The sequence below is a fragment of the Acinetobacter sp. CY73 genome (genome assembly GCF_059515865.1).
Genome location: NZ_JCAKMZ010000025.1, coordinates 20,028 through 42,733, shown reverse-complemented (window position 1 = coordinate 42,733; position 22,706 = coordinate 20,028). Strand labels below are relative to the sequence as shown.

The window sequence follows — 22,706 nt, the reverse complement described above, 5'->3', positions numbered from 1 at the left end:
TAGTATATTTTCGCTTCGATAGTTTTTTTCACTGTTTTAAGTACTATAATCTAGGTAATGGAATGGTTTTATCCTAAAAAATTTTAAAAATAAGGAAATAATGAATGCGTAAATTAGACCGTACAGATCGGATGATTTTAGAAATTCTACAAAAAGACGGTCGAATTGCGATCAGTGAATTGGCCTCCAAAGTGAATCTTTCGACCACTCCCTGCTCGGAACGTGTGAAACGTTTAGAGCGTGATGGCATCATTATGGGGTATTACGCTCGACTCAGCCCTGAACTTTTAGAACGCAATCTTTTGGTTTTTTTAGAAATTAAACTTTCAGCAAAATCTGGCGATGTATTTGATCAAGTTGCTCGTGATTTGGTTGAAATCCCTGAGGTGATGGAATGCCATTTGATCTCTGGTGAGTTTGATTATTTAGTGAAAGCGCGTTTAAAAGAAATGAGTGCTTACCGAAAATTATTGGGAGATTTATTAAAAAAACTTCCCTCTTCAGCTTCGTCACATAGTTATATCGTGATGGAAGAGGTGAAAGAAACGTTGTATATCACGCTTGATTAAAAGTCCTTTTGAAAACTTTATTTATTTTTTTATTATTCAGAATTTAACAACTCAATCATAGTATTGACATGAAATCTATTTCACTTTTGAATAGCGCAAAATTTTAAATGTTGAAATTAAGAGATCTCTGACTCATGCTGAATAAATTACTCTCAAGTATCGGTATCCAAGGCGTACAAGTCGATACCATTCTCCACACTCAACAATTACAAGCAGGTCAGAATCTTTCAGGTGAAATTCATTTTAAAGGTGCCAACAGCGATAAATCCATTAATGGTATTTATCTAAAACTCATGACCCGCGCTGAGGTGGAATCTGGAGACAGTGAATTCAATCAATCGCTGTGTATTGCTCAGTGGCATGTCAGCGGTGCTTTTGAACTCAAAGCCAATCAAGTGCATCAACTGCCTATTCACCTACAACTTCCTTTTGAAACACCTGTGACCGAAGTTCAATGTCGTAGAAACAGCACACGCGTGTGGCTACATACGCATTTAGATATTGATTGGGCTGTGGATGCAACAGATAAAGATTTTCTCAGCATCCAACCTACCCCTTGTATGCAAAACTTTATGATTGCCATGCAACAATGCGGTTTCAACTTGGCAACTGTAGATGTAGAAAAAGGACAACTCCGTGGCAATGGTTTTCATTCTACGATTGGGTGTTATCAAGAATTTGAATTTAAGCCGAATGCAATGTTCAGCGGCATGAATGAAGTTGAAGTGTCCTTTGTTGCTGAAGCACATCAAACCCATGTCTTACTTGAAATAGATCGTACTTTCCGTGGCGATGGCTTTAAAAGTATGACCATTCCACATCATTTGGCATCTGTAGAAAACATCGTGCACGAAATCAGACGAACACTGTCACTCTAAGATTAATGAATTCGCACTCATAAAAATGCCCATCAATTTGGGCATTTTTATGTTTGATCATTCACTGTAAAAATTTAAGCAATCACATCCAATAAGTCTGAAAATTGCGCAATCCTTGCTTTAGGCTGACATGCTGTGAGTTCTTCATCAGAACCATAACCATATTTAACAGCAATGGTTTCAATGCCATTTCGTCTTGCACCTAAAACATCATGCTCACGATCGCCGACCATTAAACACTCTTCAGGCTTTAACTGTTCTTTTTCCAAGATATAAGCAATCAAATCACCTTTATTGGTGCGATCACCATTCAACTCACTCCCATAAGGATAATCGAAATATTGAATCAAATTAAAATGTTCTAAAATTTTTTTTGCATACACTTCAGGTTTAGCGGTTGCTAAAAACAGTTTATAGCCTCGTTTTTTTAACTCTGCCAGAGTCGCTGCAACATCTTCAAATACATGATTTTCAAATAAGCCTGTGACCGCAAAACGCTCACGATATCCAAGAAGCGCCTGTTCTGCTAGAACATCATTTGTATCGACATTGAGGATTTTCGCTAAAGAGGCTTTCAGCGGTGGACCAATAATCCAATCAATATTTTCAGTGTCAGGAATCGGATAACCGACTTTATTTAAACCATAACGTGCTGAGGTCGTGATTCCTACTTTTGGATCGGTGAGCGTTCCATCTAAATCAATTAATAAATTCTTAATCACAGCCTGTCCTATCTACCCATCGAATACAAAACATTTACAGCATATAGCTATCGAGACTTCGCTCAATTTTGCCTATACTAACGCAAATTTTATGATTTAAGGACTTTGGTGTGCGCCCAACAGTATTATGCTTTTCAGGACTTGATCCATCGGGTGGCGCTGGACTTCAAGCAGACATTGAAGCCATCGGTCAAAGTGGTGCACACGCGGCAATTGCTTGCACTGCACTCACGGTGCAAAACTCCCAACAAGTTTTTGGATTTGAAGCGACATCAAAAGAATTACTATTAGCCCAAGCCAACGCTGTCGTTGGTGATTTACCGATTAAATGTGTGAAATCTGGCATGCTGGGTACTACCGATAATATTGCAGCATTAGCAGAGTTTTTAAGAGCACATCCAGATTATTTATATGTCCTCGATCCTGTATTGGTGGCAAACAGCGGTGGCTCATTAGGCAATCAAGCAACTTTGGTTAAAGCTTTTGTGGAGTTAATTCCGCTTGCAGACTTAGTGACGCCAAATACAGTTGAACTTCGTGCATTAACAGGCGAACAAGACATAGAGCTTGCAACACAAAAGTTATTTGAGATGGGTGCTAAAGCCGTACTGGTCAAAGGTGGTCATGAAGATACCCCTGAATATATCCGTAATGCTTTGTATGAAAATGCTGAACTCATCTCAGAAACCAAGTGCCCGCGTTTAGAAGGTGAATATCATGGTTCGGGTTGCTCTTTGGCGAGTTTTATTGCAGGGCGTTTAGCGCAAGGCGATGCCTTAAAAACTGCGGTTCATCATGCTGAAACTTGGTTATTTGGTGTATTAAAGAAAGCTGAAATTCCTGTGGAAGGTGGTCAACGAATTCCTAAACGATTTTAAATTTTAGCTTTTGAAAGCTTACTTAGTAAGCTTTCAATTTTTTTCATTTAGATATGCCACATGATCACGATTGGTTTTCTAAGATTTTTCCAGAACCTCTTTTTCGATCCTGCGTTGAATTCTTTTGAGTTTAATCTGTGAAATGACAGGTTCTTTGAATGTTTCAACATAATATGTCCATTTAGCACCTTTAAAGACATTTTTGGGCATCTCAGTTTTAAATTCACAATCGGGCATAAATACGACCAGTGAATGCAAATATTCAGGCTCAACAAGATCACCCAGTATCTGCTCTAAAACCTTTTGGTGTTTATAGTTTTGATGCAATGGATTTTGAAATTTATAAGAATTTTTATAGATTTTTTGCGTCCATATTTTTTGACGTTCAGTTCCAAAAATCCAGCCTTTATAATTTTTCGTTTCAATAATAAAGATACCAAAAGGACTCAACAGAATATGATCAATCTGAGTCGTGCCCCCGCGCCCGTCAGGTAAAGTACAATCATTGAGTAAAGTATAATGTTCTTTTAAATAAAGTTTGACCTGCGTTTTCACCGCAAACTCACCAAACTTTCCTTTCAAAATGGGTTTAAATGCCTTAATTGCTCCAACAATTAAAAATAACGGAATCATCCACCACAATTGTGAAAACAGTGGAGAGAGCATCGCAGAGTAATCAAGCATATACTTATTCAAATAATATTTTTATAAACAATAATATACTATTCAAATGATTGATTTTCGATCTTCAATAAAATCGCTTTATTCTCCAAACCACCCGCAAATCCAACCAACTCACCTTTCGCCCCAACTACACGGTGACAGGGTGCAATAATCGAAATCGGATTTTTGCCGTTAGCTGCACCCACAGCTCGGACAGCTTTTACATTTCCAATTTGTTCTGCAATCTGTTTATAGCTACGTGTTTCACCAAATGGAATCGTCAATAAAGCTTGCCAAACTTTCTTTTGAAAGTCCGTGCCTTGAAAATCTAAAGCCAAATCAAAAACTGTACGCTGATGGTTAAAATATTCTGTAAGCTGTTTTTCTGTATTTAAAAGCACTGGATGATTTTGATCTTCTAATAATGTTGTGATCCGTACACGATTCGGATTTTCATTTTCCCAAAGAACAGCAACCAATGCCTGATCATGAGCGACCAATTTTAGCCCACCCACAGGTGTCTCTATTTCTTTAAAATACAGTTGCATGACAATTCCAAGATCAGAAAATATATCTAAACTTTATGATGATAATTTCATGAGCACTAAACCTGAAATAATAAGTACTGCAGCGAGCATGCGCATTGCACTAGCAGGTTCACCTAAGATAAAAATACCTACTGCAAATGAACCTATAGCGCCTATGCCTGTCCAAACAGTATAGGCTGTTCCCAACGGCAGAGTTTTCATGGCATAGGACAACAAACCAAAACTCACGATCATAAAGACAATGGTTAAAATGCTTGGCACGAGTTGAGTGAAGCCATTTGAGACTTTCATAAAATAAGCCCAAACCACTTCAAATAAACCCGCAATGATCAATAATACCCAAGCCAAGATTCATCTCCCCAAAACAAAAAGTTCAAGCCTCTCTAAATAGAAGCCTGAACATTCATTCATTATAAAAATTAGTTTATGACGATGAAATTTTCATCAATACTAAGCCAGAAATAATTAGAATTGCAGCGAGCATACGCATAGCCGTTGCAGGCTCACCTAATATGAAAATTCCCACAAGGAAAGAGCCTATCGCACCAATACCTGTCCAAATCGTATAGGCTGTACCCAGCGGTAAAGTTTTCATGGCATAAGCCAATAAACCGAAACTTAAAATCATGAAGAATATGGTGATGAAACTGGGCGTCAGTTTCGTGAAACCTTCTGATAGTTTCATCGAATATGCCCATACAATTTCAAAAAGACCTGCAAAAATGAGAACAACCCAAGCCATGATGACTTCTCCACTTATCTTATTTAAATGAAGTCAGGTCGTCCTGACGTTTTTTCTTGAAAATTAAATCTGTGTTTAAAACAGAATTTTATATTTTCAAGGGAGGTCGTTCCCCCTCTGTATGAATTGCATCATATCAAATCAAAATATCAATTTCTAATGGCATTACATTTTTTGACCAAACCTATGCTTTAAAACATCCTAGTCATACTTGTTCAAATCATTTTAAAATTTGATTTCAATCCCTATATCCGATGACCAGTCTTTGCTCGAATTTTCTTGATTTTGGTTTAAGGTTTTTGCTTTGCCTTTACTGTATCCATAAGCAATATCAAAAAATGGGACAATATGACGCGTCAGCGCATAACGCCCTTCCACCCCGATCTGCAATTGATTCAACCCTGTTTGTTCCGCATAGTCGGAGGTGTCTTTTAAAATAAAATCAGCCTCTACATAGGGTTTTAAAGTCACCTGATTGCTTACTTTAAAATTTCGTTGAAGATCCAAACTGACCATACTGTAATCATCAAAATTTGAATATAGATATTGTTCAAATTTAATTTTCGATTTCGAAGTTAGCTCTAAGCCAATCGTTGCACTGGTTGTTTCGTTTTGAATCTCGCGATTGCCATCAAACTCATGTACTGTACCCATTTTGACGTAAACATCCTGAGACACCTTAACACTTGCCAAAGCTTCTAACTGATATTCAACCTGTTTAGATTCTTCTTTTTCTAACTCAAAATTTAACTCAAATCCAAGTTGATCTTTTGTTACTCTGGTTTCGACTTCGGATTCCCAAGTACCTTGGCCATTTTTATCAACCAGCCAGACACTTTTGCTTTTCACTAAAAACGCCATTGGTTCATTCTCAGAACCTAGCGTGGTGCCTTTCATATCAAGGTTTTCATCTTCAATGGAATGAGTATGTTGATGTTTAGACAGTGATGTAGCCGCTAAAACGGATTGGTTAAGTCCGAATAAACATAAAAATAAAATTGGAAAAATAAGTCTTTCCAACTGAATCGTCTTCATGAAGAAAAATAAGAAATAACGCAATCGACTTTGAATCAAAACACAACCTAATTGAAATCATTTTTAAAATAGTGAAACAGGTGAAATTACAGCTAAAAGCCTTACTCATTTAATCAAGCATATTCAACCTTGATGGGTTAAATAAGGCTCATGCATTTTTATAATTAGTCTAAAAGACATACTTAAATTTATGCGATTTTATGACGGGCAATATTCGCTCCGAGTACCAAGGCACGCATGATTCTTTCTGTCGCATCCGTCAATAAACTTTCACCGGATGATAACGCCTCAGATAAAGACATCGGAACGGGAACGATTGAACTCATTGCTTCGATACCAATATCATAGACTTGCTCAGCACCAACCCCTAAAGTTCCCGCCAAAGCGATGACAGGAACATCATATTGAGACGCACGTCTGGCCACTTCGGCAGGAATTTTTCCTCTTGGGGTTTGATAATCAATCGCTCCCTCGGCAGTAATCACCAAATCGCAATGCTGTAACGCTAAATTCAGATCAAATCCAAGGAGATTGGTATCCATAAAAATGTCGAAACGTGACTCTAAATTGGCACCAATCGCTGCCATTGCGGCACCTAATCCACCTGAAGCCCCTGTACCACGACCACAAGCAAAATCAAAAGCTTTATCATCATGGAGACTAAACGTCGTCAAAAGTTTTGCCCAATGTTCCAGCCCTAAAGATAACTCTTCGACCTGTTCAGGGCTTGCACCTTTTTGAGGACCAAACACCTTAGCAACGCCCTGTTGTCCTGTGAGGACATTAAACATATTTAAAGCTAATGTGATTTTCACTTGTTTATTTAAAATTGCAGGATGTAGGTTAGAAAAATCAATTTGGTCAATCTGCTTTAATGAAGCTCCACCGAAAGGAACTTGATGTCCATTTTTATCGAGAACCTGTGCTCCCAGTGCCTGTAATGCTCCTACTCCCCCATCACAAATACCTGAATCACCACAGCCCACGATGATCTCTTTGGCACCACGTTTGATTGCACCAATAATTAACTCACCCACGCCATAGCTGGTTGTTTTCATCGGATTTCTAGCATTTGAAGGAACAAGCTTCAACCCTGCTGCTGTCGCAATTTCAACCACTGCTGTGGAAGAGTACTCGCCCCCTAACATCGCAAAGTGAGCATTAATTTTATGACCGATAGGCCCGGTCACCTTTTTATTAACTAAGTATCCACCTGTGACGCTCGACAAAATCAAGGCAGTATCCTCACCACCATCAGGTATTGGCGTTGCTTGAATCTGACAATATGGAAGCACTCTTTTTACACCATTTCGAATACATTGAGCGACTTGAATTGCGCCTATAGACTCTTTAAAACCACTTGGTAAAATTAAAATTCTTTGCGGTAAATGTGTTTTCATTTCTCATACTCCATTTCTAATCTTCTAATACTTCCATGCCCATTAAGGGCCAAATAAAAAAACTAAATACGCATAGCGCAACAAACAACAAAGGTGCTAAATACAAGCTAAGCTTAAAAAGATCATGTGGAGAAAATATGGTGATTCCGTCTACTTTATTAAACATTGCAAGTGGTTTAGCAGAAGACGTTAATGTGTGACAAAAACCTGCTGCTGCAGTTGATATAAAGGCTGTTGTGGAAGGTGAGACCCCAAATTCAGATGCAGATGCAATCACAATGGGGATCAATACAGCAGACCTTGCTGAACGAGATTGAATAAATAAATGAGAGAGCAGTGAAATTAAAATAATAATAACAATAAAAGTAACACTTAAAAGCTCACTAGTTTTATCTAGATGATTAAATATATGACTAGATACCCACTCAATCGCCTGAGTCTCTATTAATGCGACTCCCATACCCAAAGTGGCCGCCATAAATAACAGCAGAGACCATGGAACAGTCTTTATTGCCACTGAAAATTTTACAGCACCGACATGAGGCATTGTCATGAGTAAAGCGCCTAATAGTGCAACCAATGCCGTTGAAATTCCATGCCATGTCTCGGTAAACCATAAAATAAGTACGAAACCAAAGATCAATAAACAATTTCTTTGTTGAGTTTTTTGAGTGTGTGGCAAATTTTGTGATAATTCAGGGATAGCTTGAGGGACAATCTTGATTTTTATATTGCGATCTTTATGGGTCGTAAATACTCTTAAAATCAGCTCAGTACATAGTAGACTTGAAACAATCGCAAATGGAAACCCATATAAAAACCACTGTACAAAAGAAAAAGTAGAGTGATTGGCTTGTTCCAAAATTTGATTGGTAATCAGGTGAGCCCCTGCTCCAAGATAAGACCCTACAGCAGACAGTAAAATGACTGAAGGGAATAGCAGTCCTAATCCAACCACTAGTCTGGGAGAGCTTTTTAACACCAGAGCAAGCCCTAAAAATATAGGCAATGAAAATGCCGCACGTCCAGAAGTTGCGGGGATCACAAATGCTGAAAGAATAAGTAAAGCACTAGAATAATAAAAAAGTTGCCGAGGCGTATGCGCAAATTGAACAATTTGGCTTGCAAATTTAGACGTAAGTCCCGACTGAGTTAAACCCGCAGTCAAAATAAAGGCGGCGATCAGTAACCAAATTAAATCCTGACCTAAGGATTGATAAATGATTGTCTCATCAAGTACACCAGCGAAAACAAGCGAAATAACGGCAATCAGTGCAATATAAGTATCATCAATTTTAGAAAATACCCACAACCAAATTGCAGTAAAAAAGATACTTAGAGTGATCACACCATCACTAGATAAATTGATGTTTTGCCGATAGAAATTAAACCAAAGTGACGACTGAATAATTAAAAAAAATATCCAAAATGATAAATGAACTTTATTATCTGATAAAACTCTCATGCTTAAAATCTACAAATTTAAAAAACCGAATTATTAAAAAAAATAAAATCTTTATTAAATTGCCATTAAAGATTAATAAATAACCCGCATTAATATTATGATTGCATGAAAGTATTATGAAATATTACAGAAAAAAACAATTTTTCAATTAGGTAAAACTAAATCCTTTAAAAAGGAATAGATTGTGAATGACTCAAAACTTCTGAGTCAAATTTTATAGTCTTGAGTTTTTGATTCATTTATTTTTTAATCTTACTTTTAAATTGAGTATCTTCGTCAACACCTACATCAGCTACCAGACATCTAAATTTCAAAACTAAAGTCTTGCTGAAGCTCGCTAGAAAACACATGAGGAAAAATGAATTGACGTGCATTGACCTTTTAATAAGAACAATTAATTTAATGAGCGATACGGGCAGTATATTTATGCAAGCAATATATGTCACTAACATGGAAAAGCATTTTTCCCATACCTCATCAATGTTAAAGATTAATTGAGCAACTTTATTGGTGGATCTATAAATCTGATGACTTGATAGATTAACCCGAATCCTGCTTAAGGAAATGAGATCATTCATCTTGAGACTTATCCATCATTTTGAGCATAAAAAAGTCTATGCTTTGGTCTGATAACACTAAAAACTAATCATAAAATTACATTTAGCTTATGATTTTAAAGAAAAATCCTTATCCGCGATTCGGGTTAGATTAGAAACTTTACGTATTTTTTAATTTTATAAGGGAGTTATACACACCTTATATCGAAACTGATAAGTCCTGAAACTTAAAAAACATCAACACGCAATTAAGATGTATCAGTTTAAATATTAAACAGCAATTTTCTCTTTAATTGCGACATTGATGAGCTGATTTATAAAGGCCTCCGAATAGCAAAAAAGAATCCATTTGGATTCTTTTTATACATTTATTGTCTAAATAACGAACCATTAAGTATCAATCGCTTAGTAATTAGTCTAGATATCCACTCGGTTATCAACATAGATACTCACAATGTTAACCACAAACTTATCCACAGCATGATTATAAGTTACTCACAATTCTTATAAGCTAACTGAACCAACCTTCGCTAATTCAGCACGCATTTCATCAATCACAGCTTTATAATCGGGCTTTCCAAAAATTGCTGAACCTGCGACAAACATATCAGCACCTGCTTCAGCAATTTCACGAATATTTGTAGGGGTTACACCGCCATCCACTTCTAAACGAATATCACGACCTGAAGCATCGATCAACTGACGAGCTTCACGAAGTTTATCTAAAGTCATTGGAATAAATTTTTGACCGCCAAATCCAGGGTTAACGCTCATCAATAAAACTTGGTCAACTTTATCCATAACATAATCAAGATAGTGCAATGGAGTTGCAGGATTAAAAACTAGTCCCGCTTTAGCGCCACCTGATTTAATCAATTGTAATGAACGGTCTATATGATCTGAAGCTTCAGGATGGAATGTAATGATGTCCGCCCCTGCTTCTAAAAAGTCACCAATCATGCGATCCACAGGCTTAACCATTAAATGCACATCAATCGGTGCTTGAATGCCATACTTCTTTAATGCTCTACATACGCCAGCACCAAAAGTGAGATTCGGTACATAGTGATTATCCATCACATCAAAATGCACAACATCTGCACCAGCCGCTAAAACATTCTCAACCTCCTCACCTAAACGCGCAAAATCAGCAGATAAAATTGAAGGAGCAATAAGATATGGCTTGGACATGGGAGAACCTGGCTCAAAGAATATGTTAATAAGGAATTATACCAAACTAATCCAGCTGAATAATTTCGATTATCTATCGTTTTTCAGATAAAGCTGATTCATTTAAGCATTTAACAAACTCAAGGATAAATTCAACACAGCGTTCTATGCACGCAACTATAAAATAAATGGAATAATGATATGATAATGAGAATTATTCAAATATAGACTTACATTATGAAAAGTACCACCGTGATTATGACCAATGAAGCGGCTAGAATTTCAAAACGTTTACTCAATCATTGGAAGCACAAGTTTGAGGTGAGTGAAACCGTAGACCAACATGAACATATCGTATACTCAATCTTTATGCCTGATGCTACGGTGAAACTCACTGCGCTTGAAGAAAAATTAAATGTCGAAATCATCACTGAACGTGAAGATTATAAGATGCTTGAAAAAGTAGTGATTGATCATTTAAGTCGTATGGCACACCAAGAATTTACTGTTGAATGGCAACATTAGAATTCCACATTGGTATTTTGAAATAAAAAACGTTCTCTAGATTTTCCTTAATTAAGGTCACTAAACTTGAAAAAAGATAGCTGAATGAACAATATCAATTTTGTTGTATTGTTCATTCAGCTGATGATCTAAATTTTATAAATGACATTCTAGATGGAACTTAGAAACATCTCATTTAAAAAAATTAAACTTAAGGATTAGCAGATTGATATTTTGCTTCAAAATCCCGCACAGTTTTAACACGCTCAGCTGTCGCTGGATGGCTGGAAAGTGCATCTAAAATGGATGGAAACGGCCTAGATTTTTCATCTGTAGAGGCCTCTTCACCAGCATCTTCACTCATGCGTTGTAGTAAATTAGCGAAGTGCCCTGTTTCAATTTTTTTATCATGCATTAGATGCAGCGCATAAAGATCAGATTCACGCTCAAACTCACGAGAATAGCCAGCACCCACAACTGCGATAGGAAGTGTCGCCACTAAATCAGAACTATCACCTGTAATCGCGACATATAAAATACTAAACCCTAGGCTGGATATCGCTTGTTGCAAGCTATGGCGTTTCAATAAATGTGCTTGTTCATGTGCCAACACACCAATGATTTCTTGATCACTATGCGCCATTTCCACCAGTTCATCGGTAAGAATGATCGTATTATTGGGCAATGCCAAGGCATTTGCACCTAACCTGTCACCCAATCTAAACTTCAGTTGAGCTGGCTGATCTCCTGCGACAATTTTAAGATAATCCGATTTGATTTTTTGTTGACGCTCAGCCGACAACTTCGTCGGTTGAGTGTAATCATTCACATATTCTTCGGCCTGTCCACCAATACGAGATAAGGTATTTTCAGGTAATTGAAAAGCAATCATCTTCGCCGCTGAAGGGATTCCCCACTTAACCACTGAAAATCCAAGTGCTAGGATAAACACGACACTAAATAAAATTAACGATGGTGTTCGCTCTAATTTCCATACTTTAGAATGAAAACTGGTGTGATCAACAGGAATCCAATCGGGTACATCACGATTTTGCAATTCAATTCGTGCGTCATTGTCCAATTCAATCACAGGATTCCGTTGTCCAATAGCGCCAATAAAACTCATTTGATTTTCATGGTAACGGTGACTTTTTTCGACTACATCGTGGTATCTCACCACCACAGACTGTTGATCGAAAGGATGTAATGTCGCTTGGCGAGGTTTTGAAATGACACCATCATAATAAATAATCGGAATAGATTTCATCGTCATCATCCAAGCTTAGAGTGAAATATCGAGATCAAAAATATCACTAATTTCTTCTGCAATTGCATTGTGATCTTGCTGTGCAATATTCATCATCAAATTAGGGTCATCTTGCAAATGCAAACTCATATTTTCAATTTGATAGCGATATAAACGAATCGCCGCCCAAGCTGACATTAATCCAAGGCTTAGAATTTTGACAATCCAATTACTGGCTACGATCCAAGCATAGCGCCATTGATTACAGTCGGTCTTAAATTGGCTGCTACTCAGGCTTGTATTATTCCATGTGGTAATGAATAAACGCGCTTGCATCAGTGGCCCTACAAAAAGTAATCCACCAATATAAATGACGAAAATCAAATATCCGACATATGAGCCTATCAACAAATCTTGCATTGGCATCGCAAATAATGCCAAGACTCCACATACCATCAATACGCCCACAAACATCAGCATCGGAATATAGATTGCAGCCATATAACTTGGCCAATCCGCATTGAGCTTAAACTTCAGCTGACCTGCATAAAGATGGTTCAAGGTATAGCGCTTGTATAGCCAAATCGCAACAGGTGTGAAAATACCCAAGGTGAAAATCACAATCAATGCCGCAAAAAAGAACTGTTTATAAGCTTCTTTGTTCGTGCCTTCAAAATAGAACCGACTGTTGCCAAACTTACTATTCCTCGAAGTAAATCGAATCGTTGCACGTACTAGCCAGGGTAACGCCAAGTAAATAAACAAACCACCAAACGCAGCAATGGTCATTTCCATATAACCTGCGAAGGCAAATACACCCCAAATACTCAGAGCAATAAGTCGACCCACTAAAATCTTGGTGGGTACACCCGTAAAATCGAAGAAACGGTGAAAAAATTCGGTGTTGTTATAAAAATATCGTAACCGTCTGACTTTAGCCCACGGCGCATATAGGCTGAGGGTCGCGATGGTCAATAAAATATTGACAATCCAAATACCAAAATACTCCATGGCATTACCATGGAATCGAAAGCGAAATTCACGCCCCATATACACGGGACGATGTTCACTTTCATTGGTCGGTGAAAAGGGTGGATCAATTTCAGAAAAATTGGATGGAATCGAAGGAAGATCAGAATGTTGATGTTGCATTATTATTCTCAATTTATAGTTGGAAATGACACTTAAAACATGACGTAATTCGTCAAAAAAAGTAAAAACTGAATGTATATTTTTTACACTGCATATTTAAAGCTAAAACAGTAGATATTGAAAGCATCAATACCTACTTTTATATATTATTTTTGCAATTGAAGTGCATGAAATTGCAGATGATCATCCATAAAACTTTGAATAAAGAAATAGCCATGATCATAGCCTGCATGTTCGCGCAAAGTGAGTTTCTGCCCCACAGATTCGCAAGCTAGTTTCATTTTTGCAGGGTTGAGCTGACTATAATATTGATCATCCACGCCCTGATCAATTAAAATTTCAGAGAATAACGGGCCTTTGGAAAGGACGAGTTCTGTTGCATCATGCGCTTTCCATTGGACTTGATCATCACCTAAATATTGGCTGAATGCTTTCTGCCCCCATGGACAGTCAATGGGTGCACAAATCGGTGAAAATGCTGACACTGATTTAAACTTTTCAGGATACTTCCATGCCAAGGTGAGCGCCCCATGACCACCCATGCTGTGGCCCATGATGCCTATCGCATCCGCTTGAACTGGAAATTCATTTAATACCAGTGGATACAACTCTTTGATCAGATAACTTTCCATCTGAAAGTGTTGCTTCCACGGCGCTTGTGTCGCATTGATATAAAAGCTCGCACCTTGACCAATATCCCAACTATCCCCTTGCTCAACATCATCCCCGCGTGGCGAAGTATCTGGTGAGATGAGAATAAAGCCCAATTGCGCAGCTAGACGCTGTGCATGTGCTTTGATCACAAAGGTTTCTTCAGTACAGGTCAAGCCCGCTAAATAATAAAGTGTAGGACATGAGTCTCCGTCCAGAGCTTGAGGCGGCAAAAAAACCGAAAATTTTGTGGTTCCCTTTAAACACTCAGATTCAAGCTGATAAGTCCGCTGTTCACCTTCAAAGCATTTATTTTTTTGAATCAGTTGCATAGCTCCCCCGCATCAATATTTTTAGTGAGTTTGAACTGTTGTTTCAGGTTTTAAGTTCAATTGATTTAAATCATTGTGTTGAATAGTTTCAGTCCCCAACGCCTGCGCATTAGCTAAAGTCTGAGTTTGCGGGAATAAGCGTTTCTCGAGCTGTGGCAACATCAATTCCATATTTTTCCCAATCACCCACTGTGGCTCAGAAGGCTCAAAACCTTGAGCTTGTTCCCATGTGGCTACAGTGCCCGAAGCTTCATCAAAAGCTGCTTTTAAACTGCTTTTTTCGCGCATGGCTTGATCAAAGAAGGCACGACCAAAATAAGTATAATCCGATTCATTTGAACAACCAAAAGATGAGCGATCTGCAGCCGATGCCGTAATAATCAGCGTATCTGGAGATTGTAAAGCGGGTATAAAACTACCTGAATAGCATGCTGAAATTACAATCACCTTCCAACGAATTCCCGACTTGTCGAGGGTTTCTCTCAACCATTGTGGATCAACATCATCTAAATCAATGGGGTCATTCTCAATTTGAAATTGATTTTGTAACCCGTGTGAAGTCATATATAAAAATAAGACATCACTTTCAGGATTCATTTGTGAACCAATACGTCGCAATGCCAACTCTATACTGGTCTTAGAGGCTATTGGAAATTCAGTCCCAGTAGCAGCATTATTGATCAATGCAATAGAACGACCAAACGTACCAAATCGGGCATCAAACTGTTCCTTGATTCGTTCAATTTCGAATTTAAATACATCTTGTGTCATACCTGCGACACCCATGAAATACCAATGGGATTGCGCGTACTCACCGAATTGGATTTGATCCAAGGCTTTGGCCAGTAACTTTGGCTGACTATATAAAACCTGTTCAGACACTGTAGGTGGAATTGCTTCAACTTTCCAAATCGGTTGATCTTTAACAGCCATTTGCCAAACGATAAGCGTAAATAGCGTAGTGAGCATAATCAATGCTCGTTCCCACCATGGCCACTTTAACTCACGTGCAAATACCCAGACCACCGCCAAACTTTGCCAGACGAATAGCACCATAAACAAGATCGGTAGGTAGTCATAGGTGAAATTTGGCAACCAATCTAAGATACCCAAATATTGAATAAAACTTTGTAAAATCGCGATATGTGTGTCGAGCACCAACCATAATAATGCAGGTACTAGCATCATTCGAGGATTGTTAATTCGCTGGGATAAAAAAATCCCGACAATCAACGCAATAAAAGGCCAAAGCGCATAACTCACTAAACCTTGTTTATTGAACTCTCCCAGATCACCAGCAATGAGCCAACTAAATAAACTATTGGCAACACCCCCTAAAATTCCCCAAAAAATCAGTTGAAGGATGGATGGGCGTACGATTTGCAAAGACTTCCTTGAGCCTAAGAATAACCACATCCCTGCACGTTGGTTACTTTTGAAATCATGCCAAAAATTAATTGAAGGTTTTAGATCTATCATGGATATCTATTATGCAGGTGCCTATATCAGCATGCTTAGTTTATGCTTGGTTAAATTTTTATCAATGCTATTTCAACTATATAACAGATTTAAGTCTGTTATTTGATCATTTACCAAACTACTCAGAAAATTTAGTCTTAAAGTAAGCATCAAAACGACAAGCATCACCTTGCCATTGGTGATCGGGCTTTTGATCATCTAAAAATACAGCCAATCTTGGTCTTTTAACAACGACGCGTTTCGCCATTTTTTGGGCAAGTTTTAATAAATTATCACCTAAGTCCATTTCACCATCTTCTGGCAATAACATATGCAGTAACTGCATTTGTTTTTTAACTTGAGCTTGCTTCTTAATGGCATTTTGATTTTGATCCCGTTGTGGGAACATCGGATCTAGATAAACAACATCAACTTCATTTTGCGCAGCAATCTGCTGTTGTAGATAATCTGCTGAATCAGAAAAGACCAAATGAATCCGTGCAACCGTGCTGGCCAATACAGGATCATTTTTTACTTGGCTTTTGCTCGACTCTAATAAGGTAAATAAAATTGGATGACGCTCCACCAAAGTCACTTCTGCACCCAGATAGGCCATGAGTAAACTATCGTGTCCCAATCCTGCTGTTGCGTCGATCAGTTTTGGTTTTTCAGCCAAATTACAGGCACGTGCGATCATTTCAGACTTTAAGCTGGCACGTTTTAAACGCCCAACTTCAGCTGTCCAATCCGGTTGCATTTTCATACCATTGGCACATAACCAAAGCCCATTTTGATCCACGCAGAGTGCTAATTCAGGATGGAGTCGAAAAAACCGTGCATTGAGTTTTTCAACAACTTCTAAATTTACAGACACTCCACGAGAAGAAAGCACAGCAGAAAACTGCTGTGCTTTCTCTTGAAAGTCTTGTTCTACAAATAAGCGCATTTCGCTTACCATAACTTCCAACCTGTATATGCAAATAACAAAATAACCAAACCTGAAACGATGCGATACCATGCAAAGATCATGAAATCGCGTTTAGCGACATACGCCACCAAGACACGAATTAAAATTAAAGCAGATACAAATGAAACCAGAGTCCCTGTTGCGAGTACCGCCCAATCTTCATTGCTTTGAAATACATCATAACTTTGATATAGATCCAATAAACCAGCACCGATAATGACAGGTATACCCAAAAAGAAAGAAAACTCAGTTGCCGCTTTACGAGAGACGCCTAAGAACATTGCCCCAATAATGGTCGCTCCTGAACGCGAAGTCCCTGGAATTAAAGACAGAACCTGAATGAGTCCCACCCAAATCATGTCCTTATAGGTCATATTTTCAACTTCTGCGGCTTTCACAACTGGCGGGTTTTTTTCAATCCAGATGATGATTAGACCACCCACAATCAGACCAATCGCAATGGCAATATCATTAAATAACAATGCTTTTACGGTTTGACCAAAAGTTAAACCGATCAAAACAATTGGAATCGACGCCAATATAAGCCCAATCCCTAAACGGCGACCCTGTTCTTCACCTGTGAACATGCCTGTTGCTGCACCCCACAATCTCGCCCAATATTCATAGATTACTGCTGCAATTGCGCCCATTTGAATTGCAATAACGAAAACGTCACTCTTTTCCTTGGTCCAAAAATTCATTAATTCGGATGCAAGAATCAAATGACCTGTACTCGATATGGGTAAAAACTCTGTAATACCTTCAACAATACCCATAATCGCCGCTTTGAGCAGCAGTAAAATATCCATAAATAGCCTTTTTTATCGCTTATTTGGTTTTAACTTTTTCATCATCATTGGATCAACGTAGCTTAGCTTGCATTGAACAACCTTAACTACAGTTTCTTTTGATCTGCAATTTTTTTCCATGCATCATCACGTAAATATACGGGCAAAGCCAATTCAGCACTCACCCAAATATTATTCAACGCTTGTTGTCTTGCAATGGTTGCAATGTCTTCTGCCGAAGCTGAAATATGTGTATGTTCAGTCGCCTCTGCATCGACAAGTGCTGCACCCGAACCGATGAGCGTATATTGTTGATACTGTTTAGCATCGCTATAGCTTAAAAGCTTCTCCTCATCTACAGCTTGCATAATCTGCTGATCATCGAGTTTAAAGCTTGCGATATACACTTCTTGCATACGCGCATCAATCACAGCAGTCACTTGGTCCATGCCTTGCTCGCGATAAGCAGCTTGTGCCAGTGCTTGCAAAGTGGATACAGGAATAACAGGTAAATCATTTGACCATGCTAAAGCTTGAGTCACTGCAGCATTAATGCGGACACCACTAAATGAACCCGGACCACGACTAAATGCAATCGCAGTCAAATCGATAAGAGAAATTTGAGTTTTTTCTAAACCTTGCTCAATCATTGGGAGAATGGTTTGAGTTTGAGCCTTGGCTCGAGCATCATGCTGAAAAAATAATGTCTGGTTTTCATCGATTAACGAAACCGAACACTGCTCATTTGCAGTTTCTAGTGCAAGCAATTTCATGCATGACCCTATACATCGTTAAAATCACGCTATGATACTCCACTCATTTTATTCAAGCGAGTAGTTCCCCTCGCCTGAGTACGCATATTTACACTTCTCATTCATTTCAAATCAATATGAATAACTTAAATATGATGTTCAGTCATAAATGAGCGAATCATTGGTTTACTTTAAAACTCAATTTTTTCAAGATGAATAAAATTTTTATAATGGGCTGCATAATGCAAAGCACTCATCTTGAGTTTAGCTTCTGCAAATTCATCTAAAGTTTTCACGACTTTGCCAGGTGAGCCCATGACCAAAGAGTTATCAGGAATGACCTTTCCTTCTGGAATGAGCGCATTGGCTCCGATAATGCAATTTTTACCAATCACTGCATGATTCAAAACAACAGCATTGATACCGATGAGAGAGTTATCTCCAATGGTACACCCATGTAACATCGCTTGATGACCGATGGTCACGTATTCCCCAATATTTAATTCAATACCATGATCGGTATGGAGTACGACATTTTCTTGAACATTACTAAAATCCCCAATTTTAATTTTACAGTTATCTGCTCTCACCACAGCTCCAAACCAAATGCTGACTTGTTGTCCAAGTTCAACTTGACCAATCACGGTTGCATTTTCAGCAACCCATCCATCCCAGGGTTCATGCATGGCTTTAGGTGACATTCCTTGAAAGGTATACATCATTTTATTTTTTCCTTTTAATGACTTTTAGAAAACAAATTTTAATAAATTCTAATATTTAGGATTGAAATGCTATTTATCGCTACAGCGTTTTAGATCAGCTCGTTGATCAATTCAAAATCAAAAAATTAATATTCTCTTTTTTCCGATATATATCATGCATTACTCAAACCTATTCAACAAAATTCATTCACTTTGGCTTGAAAAGTGACGATTTAAAATTGGGAGAATTTAATAAAAAGGGCCAACTCTTTTTATAGTCCAAACCGTATTGAAAAAGAGAAATCAAAATACGCGCTGTCAGCCCCCAAACAATTTCATTCTCGATTCTAAGACTTGGAAAATAGATGGATTGTTTAGCCAAACGTACTTCATAAGGCATTGGATTGACATACATCATATCTTTTAGGGATGCAAAAAAGATCCGATCAATTTCGCTAGGCTGGGCGATTAAATTCACTGTAGGCGGTATCAATCCAACCACAGGTTTAACCAAAATCCCAGTCTTTGAGCGTTCCATCGGTAGATCACCTAACAAAGTAACATCAAATGGATTAAGCGCAGTTTCTTCCCATGCCTCACGTAAAGCAACCACAATATTACTGGTATCGTTGGGATCTCGTTTACCCCCAGGAAAAGACACTTCTCCAGCGTAGTTATTCATATAAATAGAACGGCGAGTGAGTAAGACTTTAGGATCATCTTCATTGGTAATCGCAATCAGTACAGCTGCATGCGCGTCTTGCACACGTTTTGCAAAACGTAATCGCTGTTGTAAAAGTTGGGTTAATGGCTGATCCGTCATTCTCAATAACTCAAATCTCTTTTTTGTTGTTATAACATCATATATGAAATTTTATGCGCAAGGCTATAAATGATGCGAAACTCATTATTTTAGGCTATGCTGAGTTATCTTATCATTTCAATGAAGCTTATGCGTTTCTGTACTGCCTGCGGACATCCTACTCAAGAAGAAATTCCTTTAGGCGATCACAAAGTTCGTCAAGTCTGTACACAATGTAAAACCATACACTATGTCAACCCAAAAGTGATTTGCGGTGCTTTAGCCATTTGGGAAGATAAAGTTTTACTATGCCGACGTGCAATCGAACCTCGTTATGGTTTGTGGACACTTCCTGCAGGGTATATGGAATTATTTGAAACCATGGAACAAGGTGCGGCTCGCGAGACCCGTGAAGAAGCTGAGGCTGAAGTTGAAATCGAACAACTCTATTGTATGTACAATATTCCGCGTATCGGTCAAATTTACGTATTATTTAAATCCAAATTAATCGAAGGTCGGTTTGGCGCAGGTGATGAAACTATTGAAAGCCGACTCTTTGAAGAACATGAAATTCCATGGGATGACTTAGCATTCCCGAGTGTTGAGAGAACACTTAGACATTATTTTGAAGACCGTAAAACCAATATATTCCCAAATCATTTGGAAACTCTGGGTACGCGATTGGATCATACTGGTTAAAACTAACACTAAAAAATCCCTCATCAAGAGGGATTTTTTTATGGATTAATTAAGTCTGATGTCTATTTAATCGCGTAAGTTGAACATGGCAGTAATTTAATCTGTTCAATTCGACCCTCATCCAATTTAGCAAGATTTGCTTGTTCAGGCGTAACTGCGGATGCATTGGCTAAATTAAATATCTTTTGGGAAACTGCATGAAGATTATCCCATTTCACCGTTGCCGTATCAGACTTCCAGTCTGATATATTCAGTGCGTCAGGATGTATACCATCATCGATTAAACGTTTTAAGTTAATACGCGCACCACTGGTTACTACATCAAGCGTTAAAGAGGTAGTTGGATTATTACTTGGTAAAGTAGCAAAACTAGAATTAAATCCGACTATCGCTCCATCTAATTTGCCAAAATCTTTATGTGCTAAAATCATACGGATCGTCATTGATTTATCTGTTGCTGAAGAGTTAGTCGCGCCAGTCGTCCCTATGCGATACTGTTGCACACTATTCGTATCTACAAGATTTTGATCCACGGTTGAACAGCTTGTTGATGCTAAACTCGTTGCAGTTCGATTTGAACGAATATCGCCATTTTTATCAATCACAATACCCACTTCGACTGGTGCATCACCCGAATTAGTAAAACTAAATCTTAATGTTGCATAAAGTGGAAAAATATATTTTTCCCCTGCTCTAACTGTATTTTCTGTTTTAAATACGTCATTTCCTAAATAGGCAGCTGGATTGGTTCGAGTTAAATCAATTGCACCTTTAAAACTTTCACCATTCAAACTTTGATTCCAACGTCCATACACCGTTGACGTATCTGCTGGAGCTGGATCCACACCCGTAGCTTGTTTATAGTAATACTGATTGCCAGCAATAACTTTTTGATTGAGAAGCTTACCTTGAAAAATATTTAATTTATCCGTCGTATTTAACCCTGTTTTAAAACTTAAAGGATTTTTAATTTCGTTGCTTAATGGATTGATCCAATCTTTTACGCTGGTCTCAGCTTTCCCTGAATCAATATTGGATTTAATTGGCGCGACTTGAGTAATTAAATTTACGCGAGCGTTACTTGCCAAACCTCCGCTACCACTCTCTGGAGGAATGCCAGTCCACTGTACTGTATACCCAGTGCTGTACCCTTGACGATCGGTAAGTAAATAGAGATTTGCAATCGTTTTTTTACTCGAATTACTTTCACTCGTACCGTTAAAACCTCCAAGATCGACGTTCCCAGCTTGCAAAGCAAAAAAGTTAGCTAAATATATACTCACATTTTTCAAATTCACCAACTGCTCTGCCACAGTGAGCGCAGATGCTTCACTGATTTTATTGCTTATGTTCAGCCATGGTGCTAAATCTGTTAAATAAGAACCATCAATGAAATCTTGTGCACCAACATTGCTTGCTAATACATTTAGACCATTTTTTTGATCCATTCGTAATTCGACAGGTTGCACATCGACTTCAGATTTACTGACTCCATTATCAATGGCAATCGCCTGAAATAATCGTACAAGTCCAACCATCGTTCTATATGTTTCATCGTTGGTATTCATATTGGCGGCAGGCTTACCCGTCATCCCAGAAGCGATATCCAATAAGCTAATTTCTACGGGTTGAGCTTGAATTCGTAAGGTACTCAATTTAGCTAGATCAACTACACCTAAATCAATTCTACGACTAGAGTTATCCCCTTGAATATAAAAATGCACCTTATCTTTGACTTCGCAGCCACCAGTAAAAATATTTCCTTCTTTTAAAACTTCAAAATGGTTATTTGGATCCAACTGACAATCAAAATTTAATCCTGAAATAGGATAAGAAACGACGAAACCTTGGCATTTCTCGCTTGCCCAATCACATCCATTGGTTGAGGTTTTGATACCACCATTTGGATCTTCATTAATGGTTGAACTCTCTCCACCGCCACATCCAGACAATGCAAGACACAGTGCTGAAAATGCAAATGGAAAGGCTTTCTTTAACTTAAATTTATTTGTCATTTTTATTACTCT

The 22,706-nt window shown here is 38.1% G+C and carries 24 protein-coding genes; 5 read left to right on the top strand and 19 right to left on the bottom strand.

Annotation, left to right across the window (positions count from 1 at the left end; all coding sequences use genetic code 11):
* Positions 1-104: 104 nt before the first annotated feature.
* Positions 105-569, top strand: a complete 465-nt coding sequence (locus AC5YD2_RS12030) for an Lrp/AsnC ligand binding domain-containing protein (RefSeq protein WP_496126564.1) — start codon at positions 105-107, stop codon at positions 567-569.
* A gap of 134 nt (positions 570-703) precedes the next feature.
* Positions 704-1,447, top strand: a complete 744-nt coding sequence (locus AC5YD2_RS12025) for a sporulation protein (protein ID WP_496126563.1) — start codon at positions 704-706, stop codon at positions 1,445-1,447.
* Positions 1,448-1,521: 74 nt separating this feature from the next.
* Here AC5YD2_RS12025 and AC5YD2_RS12020 read toward each other — a convergent pair whose 3' ends face one another.
* Positions 1,522-2,169, bottom strand: a complete 648-nt coding sequence (locus tag AC5YD2_RS12020) for an HAD-IA family hydrolase (RefSeq protein WP_496126562.1) — start codon at positions 2,167-2,169, stop codon at positions 1,522-1,524.
* Positions 2,170-2,279: 110 nt separating this feature from the next.
* Between AC5YD2_RS12020 and AC5YD2_RS12015 the strand changes: the two genes are divergently transcribed.
* A complete protein-coding gene (locus tag AC5YD2_RS12015; protein ID WP_496126561.1) occupies positions 2,280-3,047 on the top strand; it encodes a hydroxymethylpyrimidine/phosphomethylpyrimidine kinase in 768 nt (255 codons plus the stop codon).
* A 78-nt stretch (positions 3,048-3,125) separates the two neighbouring features.
* On the opposite strand, the gene AC5YD2_RS12010 is transcribed toward AC5YD2_RS12015, so the two are convergent.
* From AC5YD2_RS12010 to rpe, 8 genes are all read right to left on the bottom strand, one after another.
* Positions 3,126-3,731: a nuclease-related domain-containing protein gene (locus tag AC5YD2_RS12010; RefSeq protein WP_496126560.1), complete on the bottom strand. Its 606-nt coding sequence runs from the start codon at positions 3,729-3,731 to the stop codon at positions 3,126-3,128.
* A 38-nt stretch (positions 3,732-3,769) separates the two neighbouring features.
* On the bottom strand, positions 3,770-4,258 hold the full coding sequence (locus tag AC5YD2_RS12005; protein ID WP_496126559.1) for a methylated-DNA--[protein]-cysteine S-methyltransferase: 489 nt from the start codon (positions 4,256-4,258) through the stop codon (positions 3,770-3,772).
* A 33-nt stretch (positions 4,259-4,291) separates the two neighbouring features.
* Complete coding sequence (sugE, locus tag AC5YD2_RS12000) at positions 4,292-4,606, bottom strand: quaternary ammonium compound efflux SMR transporter SugE (protein WP_496126558.1); 315 nt, start codon at positions 4,604-4,606, stop codon at positions 4,292-4,294.
* Positions 4,607-4,682: 76 nt separating this feature from the next.
* Positions 4,683-5,000 (bottom strand): DMT family transporter, encoded by a 318-nt coding sequence (locus AC5YD2_RS11995; RefSeq protein WP_496126557.1) that lies wholly within the window; start codon positions 4,998-5,000, stop codon positions 4,683-4,685.
* 225 nt (positions 5,001-5,225) lie between these two features.
* Complete coding sequence (locus AC5YD2_RS11990) at positions 5,226-6,020, bottom strand: copper resistance protein B (protein WP_496126556.1); 795 nt, start codon at positions 6,018-6,020, stop codon at positions 5,226-5,228.
* Between the two features lie 203 nt (positions 6,021-6,223).
* Positions 6,224-7,435, bottom strand: a complete 1,212-nt coding sequence (locus AC5YD2_RS11985; RefSeq protein WP_496126555.1) for a glycerate kinase — start codon at positions 7,433-7,435, stop codon at positions 6,224-6,226.
* 16 nt (positions 7,436-7,451) lie between these two features.
* On the bottom strand, positions 7,452-8,900 hold the full coding sequence (locus AC5YD2_RS11980) for an SLC13 family permease (protein WP_496126554.1): 1,449 nt from the start codon (positions 8,898-8,900) through the stop codon (positions 7,452-7,454).
* A 1,061-nt stretch (positions 8,901-9,961) separates the two neighbouring features.
* Positions 9,962-10,648, bottom strand: a complete 687-nt coding sequence (rpe, locus tag AC5YD2_RS11975) for a ribulose-phosphate 3-epimerase (protein ID WP_496126553.1) — start codon at positions 10,646-10,648, stop codon at positions 9,962-9,964.
* Positions 10,649-10,864: 216 nt separating this feature from the next.
* On the opposite strand from rpe, the gene AC5YD2_RS11970 reads away from it, so the two are divergent.
* Positions 10,865-11,152, top strand: coding sequence for a DUF2218 domain-containing protein (locus AC5YD2_RS11970; RefSeq protein ID WP_496126552.1), 288 nt, complete (start codon positions 10,865-10,867; stop codon positions 11,150-11,152).
* A 190-nt stretch (positions 11,153-11,342) separates the two neighbouring features.
* Here AC5YD2_RS11970 and AC5YD2_RS11965 read toward each other — a convergent pair whose 3' ends face one another.
* The 9 genes from AC5YD2_RS11965 to AC5YD2_RS11925 all read right to left on the bottom strand — a co-directional run bounded on the left by AC5YD2_RS11965 (position 11,343) and on the right by AC5YD2_RS11925 (position 20,001).
* The gene (locus tag AC5YD2_RS11965) at positions 11,343-12,404 is read right to left on the bottom strand and encodes a M48 family metallopeptidase (RefSeq protein WP_496126551.1); all 1,062 of its coding nucleotides are present in this window, start codon (positions 12,402-12,404) and stop codon (positions 11,343-11,345) included.
* Between the two features lie 9 nt (positions 12,405-12,413).
* Positions 12,414-13,427: a YjgN family protein gene (locus AC5YD2_RS11960; protein ID WP_496126576.1), complete on the bottom strand. Its 1,014-nt coding sequence runs from the start codon at positions 13,425-13,427 to the stop codon at positions 12,414-12,416.
* 248 nt (positions 13,428-13,675) lie between these two features.
* The gene (gene fghA / locus AC5YD2_RS11955) at positions 13,676-14,512 is read right to left on the bottom strand and encodes an S-formylglutathione hydrolase (RefSeq protein WP_496126550.1); all 837 of its coding nucleotides are present in this window, start codon (positions 14,510-14,512) and stop codon (positions 13,676-13,678) included.
* Between the two features lie 21 nt (positions 14,513-14,533).
* Positions 14,534-15,991, bottom strand: coding sequence for a C13 family peptidase (locus AC5YD2_RS11950; protein ID WP_496126549.1), 1,458 nt, complete (start codon positions 15,989-15,991; stop codon positions 14,534-14,536).
* A gap of 118 nt (positions 15,992-16,109) precedes the next feature.
* Positions 16,110-16,928: a class I SAM-dependent methyltransferase gene (locus AC5YD2_RS11945; RefSeq protein WP_496126548.1), complete on the bottom strand. Its 819-nt coding sequence runs from the start codon at positions 16,926-16,928 to the stop codon at positions 16,110-16,112.
* On the bottom strand, positions 16,922-17,746 hold the full coding sequence (locus AC5YD2_RS11940) for an undecaprenyl-diphosphate phosphatase (RefSeq protein WP_496126547.1): 825 nt from the start codon (positions 17,744-17,746) through the stop codon (positions 16,922-16,924). Before AC5YD2_RS11940 ends, AC5YD2_RS11945 begins: the two co-directional genes overlap by 7 nt.
* A gap of 86 nt (positions 17,747-17,832) precedes the next feature.
* Positions 17,833-18,498 (bottom strand): tRNA (adenosine(37)-N6)-threonylcarbamoyltransferase complex dimerization subunit type 1 TsaB, encoded by a 666-nt coding sequence (gene tsaB, locus AC5YD2_RS11935; protein WP_496126546.1) that lies wholly within the window; start codon positions 18,496-18,498, stop codon positions 17,833-17,835.
* A gap of 170 nt (positions 18,499-18,668) precedes the next feature.
* Positions 18,669-19,196, bottom strand: coding sequence for a gamma carbonic anhydrase family protein (locus AC5YD2_RS11930; RefSeq protein WP_496126575.1), 528 nt, complete (start codon positions 19,194-19,196; stop codon positions 18,669-18,671).
* Between the two features lie 190 nt (positions 19,197-19,386).
* Positions 19,387-20,001, bottom strand: a complete 615-nt coding sequence (locus tag AC5YD2_RS11925) for an NUDIX hydrolase (RefSeq protein WP_496126545.1) — start codon at positions 19,999-20,001, stop codon at positions 19,387-19,389.
* 129 nt (positions 20,002-20,130) lie between these two features.
* On the opposite strand from AC5YD2_RS11925, the gene AC5YD2_RS11920 reads away from it, so the two are divergent.
* Entirely contained in the window at positions 20,131-20,679 is a 549-nt protein-coding gene (locus AC5YD2_RS11920) for an NUDIX hydrolase (protein WP_496126544.1), read from the top strand.
* A gap of 62 nt (positions 20,680-20,741) precedes the next feature.
* Here AC5YD2_RS11920 and filF read toward each other — a convergent pair whose 3' ends face one another.
* Complete coding sequence (gene filF / locus AC5YD2_RS11915) at positions 20,742-22,694, bottom strand: putative pilus system protein FilF (RefSeq protein ID WP_496126543.1); 1,953 nt, start codon at positions 22,692-22,694, stop codon at positions 20,742-20,744.
* Positions 22,695-22,706 lie beyond the last annotated feature (12 nt).

What these genes read in the sequence shown, in the direction of transcription:
- AC5YD2_RS11995 (WP_496126557.1), bottom strand. Translation starts at nt 5,000, where the DNA reads ATGGCTTGGGTTGTTCTCATTTTTGCAGGTCTTTTTGAAATTGTATGG.
- filF (WP_496126543.1), bottom strand. Translation starts at nt 22,694, where the DNA reads ATGACAAATAAATTTAAGTTAAAGAAAGCCTTTCCATTTGCATTTTCA.
- AC5YD2_RS11960 (WP_496126576.1), bottom strand. Translation starts at nt 13,427, where the DNA reads ATGGGGCGTGAATTTCGCTTTCGATTCCATGGTAATGCCATGGAGTAT.
- AC5YD2_RS11985 (WP_496126555.1), bottom strand. Translation starts at nt 7,435, where the DNA reads ATGAAAACACATTTACCGCAAAGAATTTTAATTTTACCAAGTGGTTTT.
- AC5YD2_RS11980 (WP_496126554.1), bottom strand. Translation starts at nt 8,900, where the DNA reads ATGAGAGTTTTATCAGATAATAAAGTTCATTTATCATTTTGGATATTT.
- AC5YD2_RS11965 (WP_496126551.1), bottom strand. Translation starts at nt 12,404, where the DNA reads ATGACGATGAAATCTATTCCGATTATTTATTATGATGGTGTCATTTCA.
- AC5YD2_RS11945 (WP_496126548.1), bottom strand. Translation starts at nt 16,928, where the DNA reads ATGGTAAGCGAAATGCGCTTATTTGTAGAACAAGACTTTCAAGAGAAA.
- AC5YD2_RS11940 (WP_496126547.1), bottom strand. Translation starts at nt 17,746, where the DNA reads ATGGATATTTTACTGCTGCTCAAAGCGGCGATTATGGGTATTGTTGAA.
- AC5YD2_RS11930 (WP_496126575.1), bottom strand. Translation starts at nt 19,196, where the DNA reads ATGTATACCTTTCAAGGAATGTCACCTAAAGCCATGCATGAACCCTGG.
- fghA (WP_496126550.1), bottom strand. Translation starts at nt 14,512, where the DNA reads ATGCAACTGATTCAAAAAAATAAATGCTTTGAAGGTGAACAGCGGACT.
- AC5YD2_RS12005 (WP_496126559.1), bottom strand. Translation starts at nt 4,258, where the DNA reads ATGCAACTGTATTTTAAAGAAATAGAGACACCTGTGGGTGGGCTAAAA.
- AC5YD2_RS11920 (WP_496126544.1), top strand. Translation starts at nt 20,131, where the DNA reads ATGCGTTTCTGTACTGCCTGCGGACATCCTACTCAAGAAGAAATTCCT.
- AC5YD2_RS11950 (WP_496126549.1), bottom strand. Translation starts at nt 15,991, where the DNA reads ATGATAGATCTAAAACCTTCAATTAATTTTTGGCATGATTTCAAAAGT.
- AC5YD2_RS11970 (WP_496126552.1), top strand. Translation starts at nt 10,865, where the DNA reads ATGAAAAGTACCACCGTGATTATGACCAATGAAGCGGCTAGAATTTCA.
- tsaB (WP_496126546.1), bottom strand. Translation starts at nt 18,498, where the DNA reads ATGAAATTGCTTGCACTAGAAACTGCAAATGAGCAGTGTTCGGTTTCG.
- AC5YD2_RS12010 (WP_496126560.1), bottom strand. Translation starts at nt 3,731, where the DNA reads ATGCTTGATTACTCTGCGATGCTCTCTCCACTGTTTTCACAATTGTGG.
- AC5YD2_RS12025 (WP_496126563.1), top strand. Translation starts at nt 704, where the DNA reads ATGCTGAATAAATTACTCTCAAGTATCGGTATCCAAGGCGTACAAGTC.
- AC5YD2_RS11925 (WP_496126545.1), bottom strand. Translation starts at nt 20,001, where the DNA reads ATGACGGATCAGCCATTAACCCAACTTTTACAACAGCGATTACGTTTT.
- AC5YD2_RS12030 (WP_496126564.1), top strand. Translation starts at nt 105, where the DNA reads ATGCGTAAATTAGACCGTACAGATCGGATGATTTTAGAAATTCTACAA.
- rpe (WP_496126553.1), bottom strand. Translation starts at nt 10,648, where the DNA reads ATGTCCAAGCCATATCTTATTGCTCCTTCAATTTTATCTGCTGATTTT.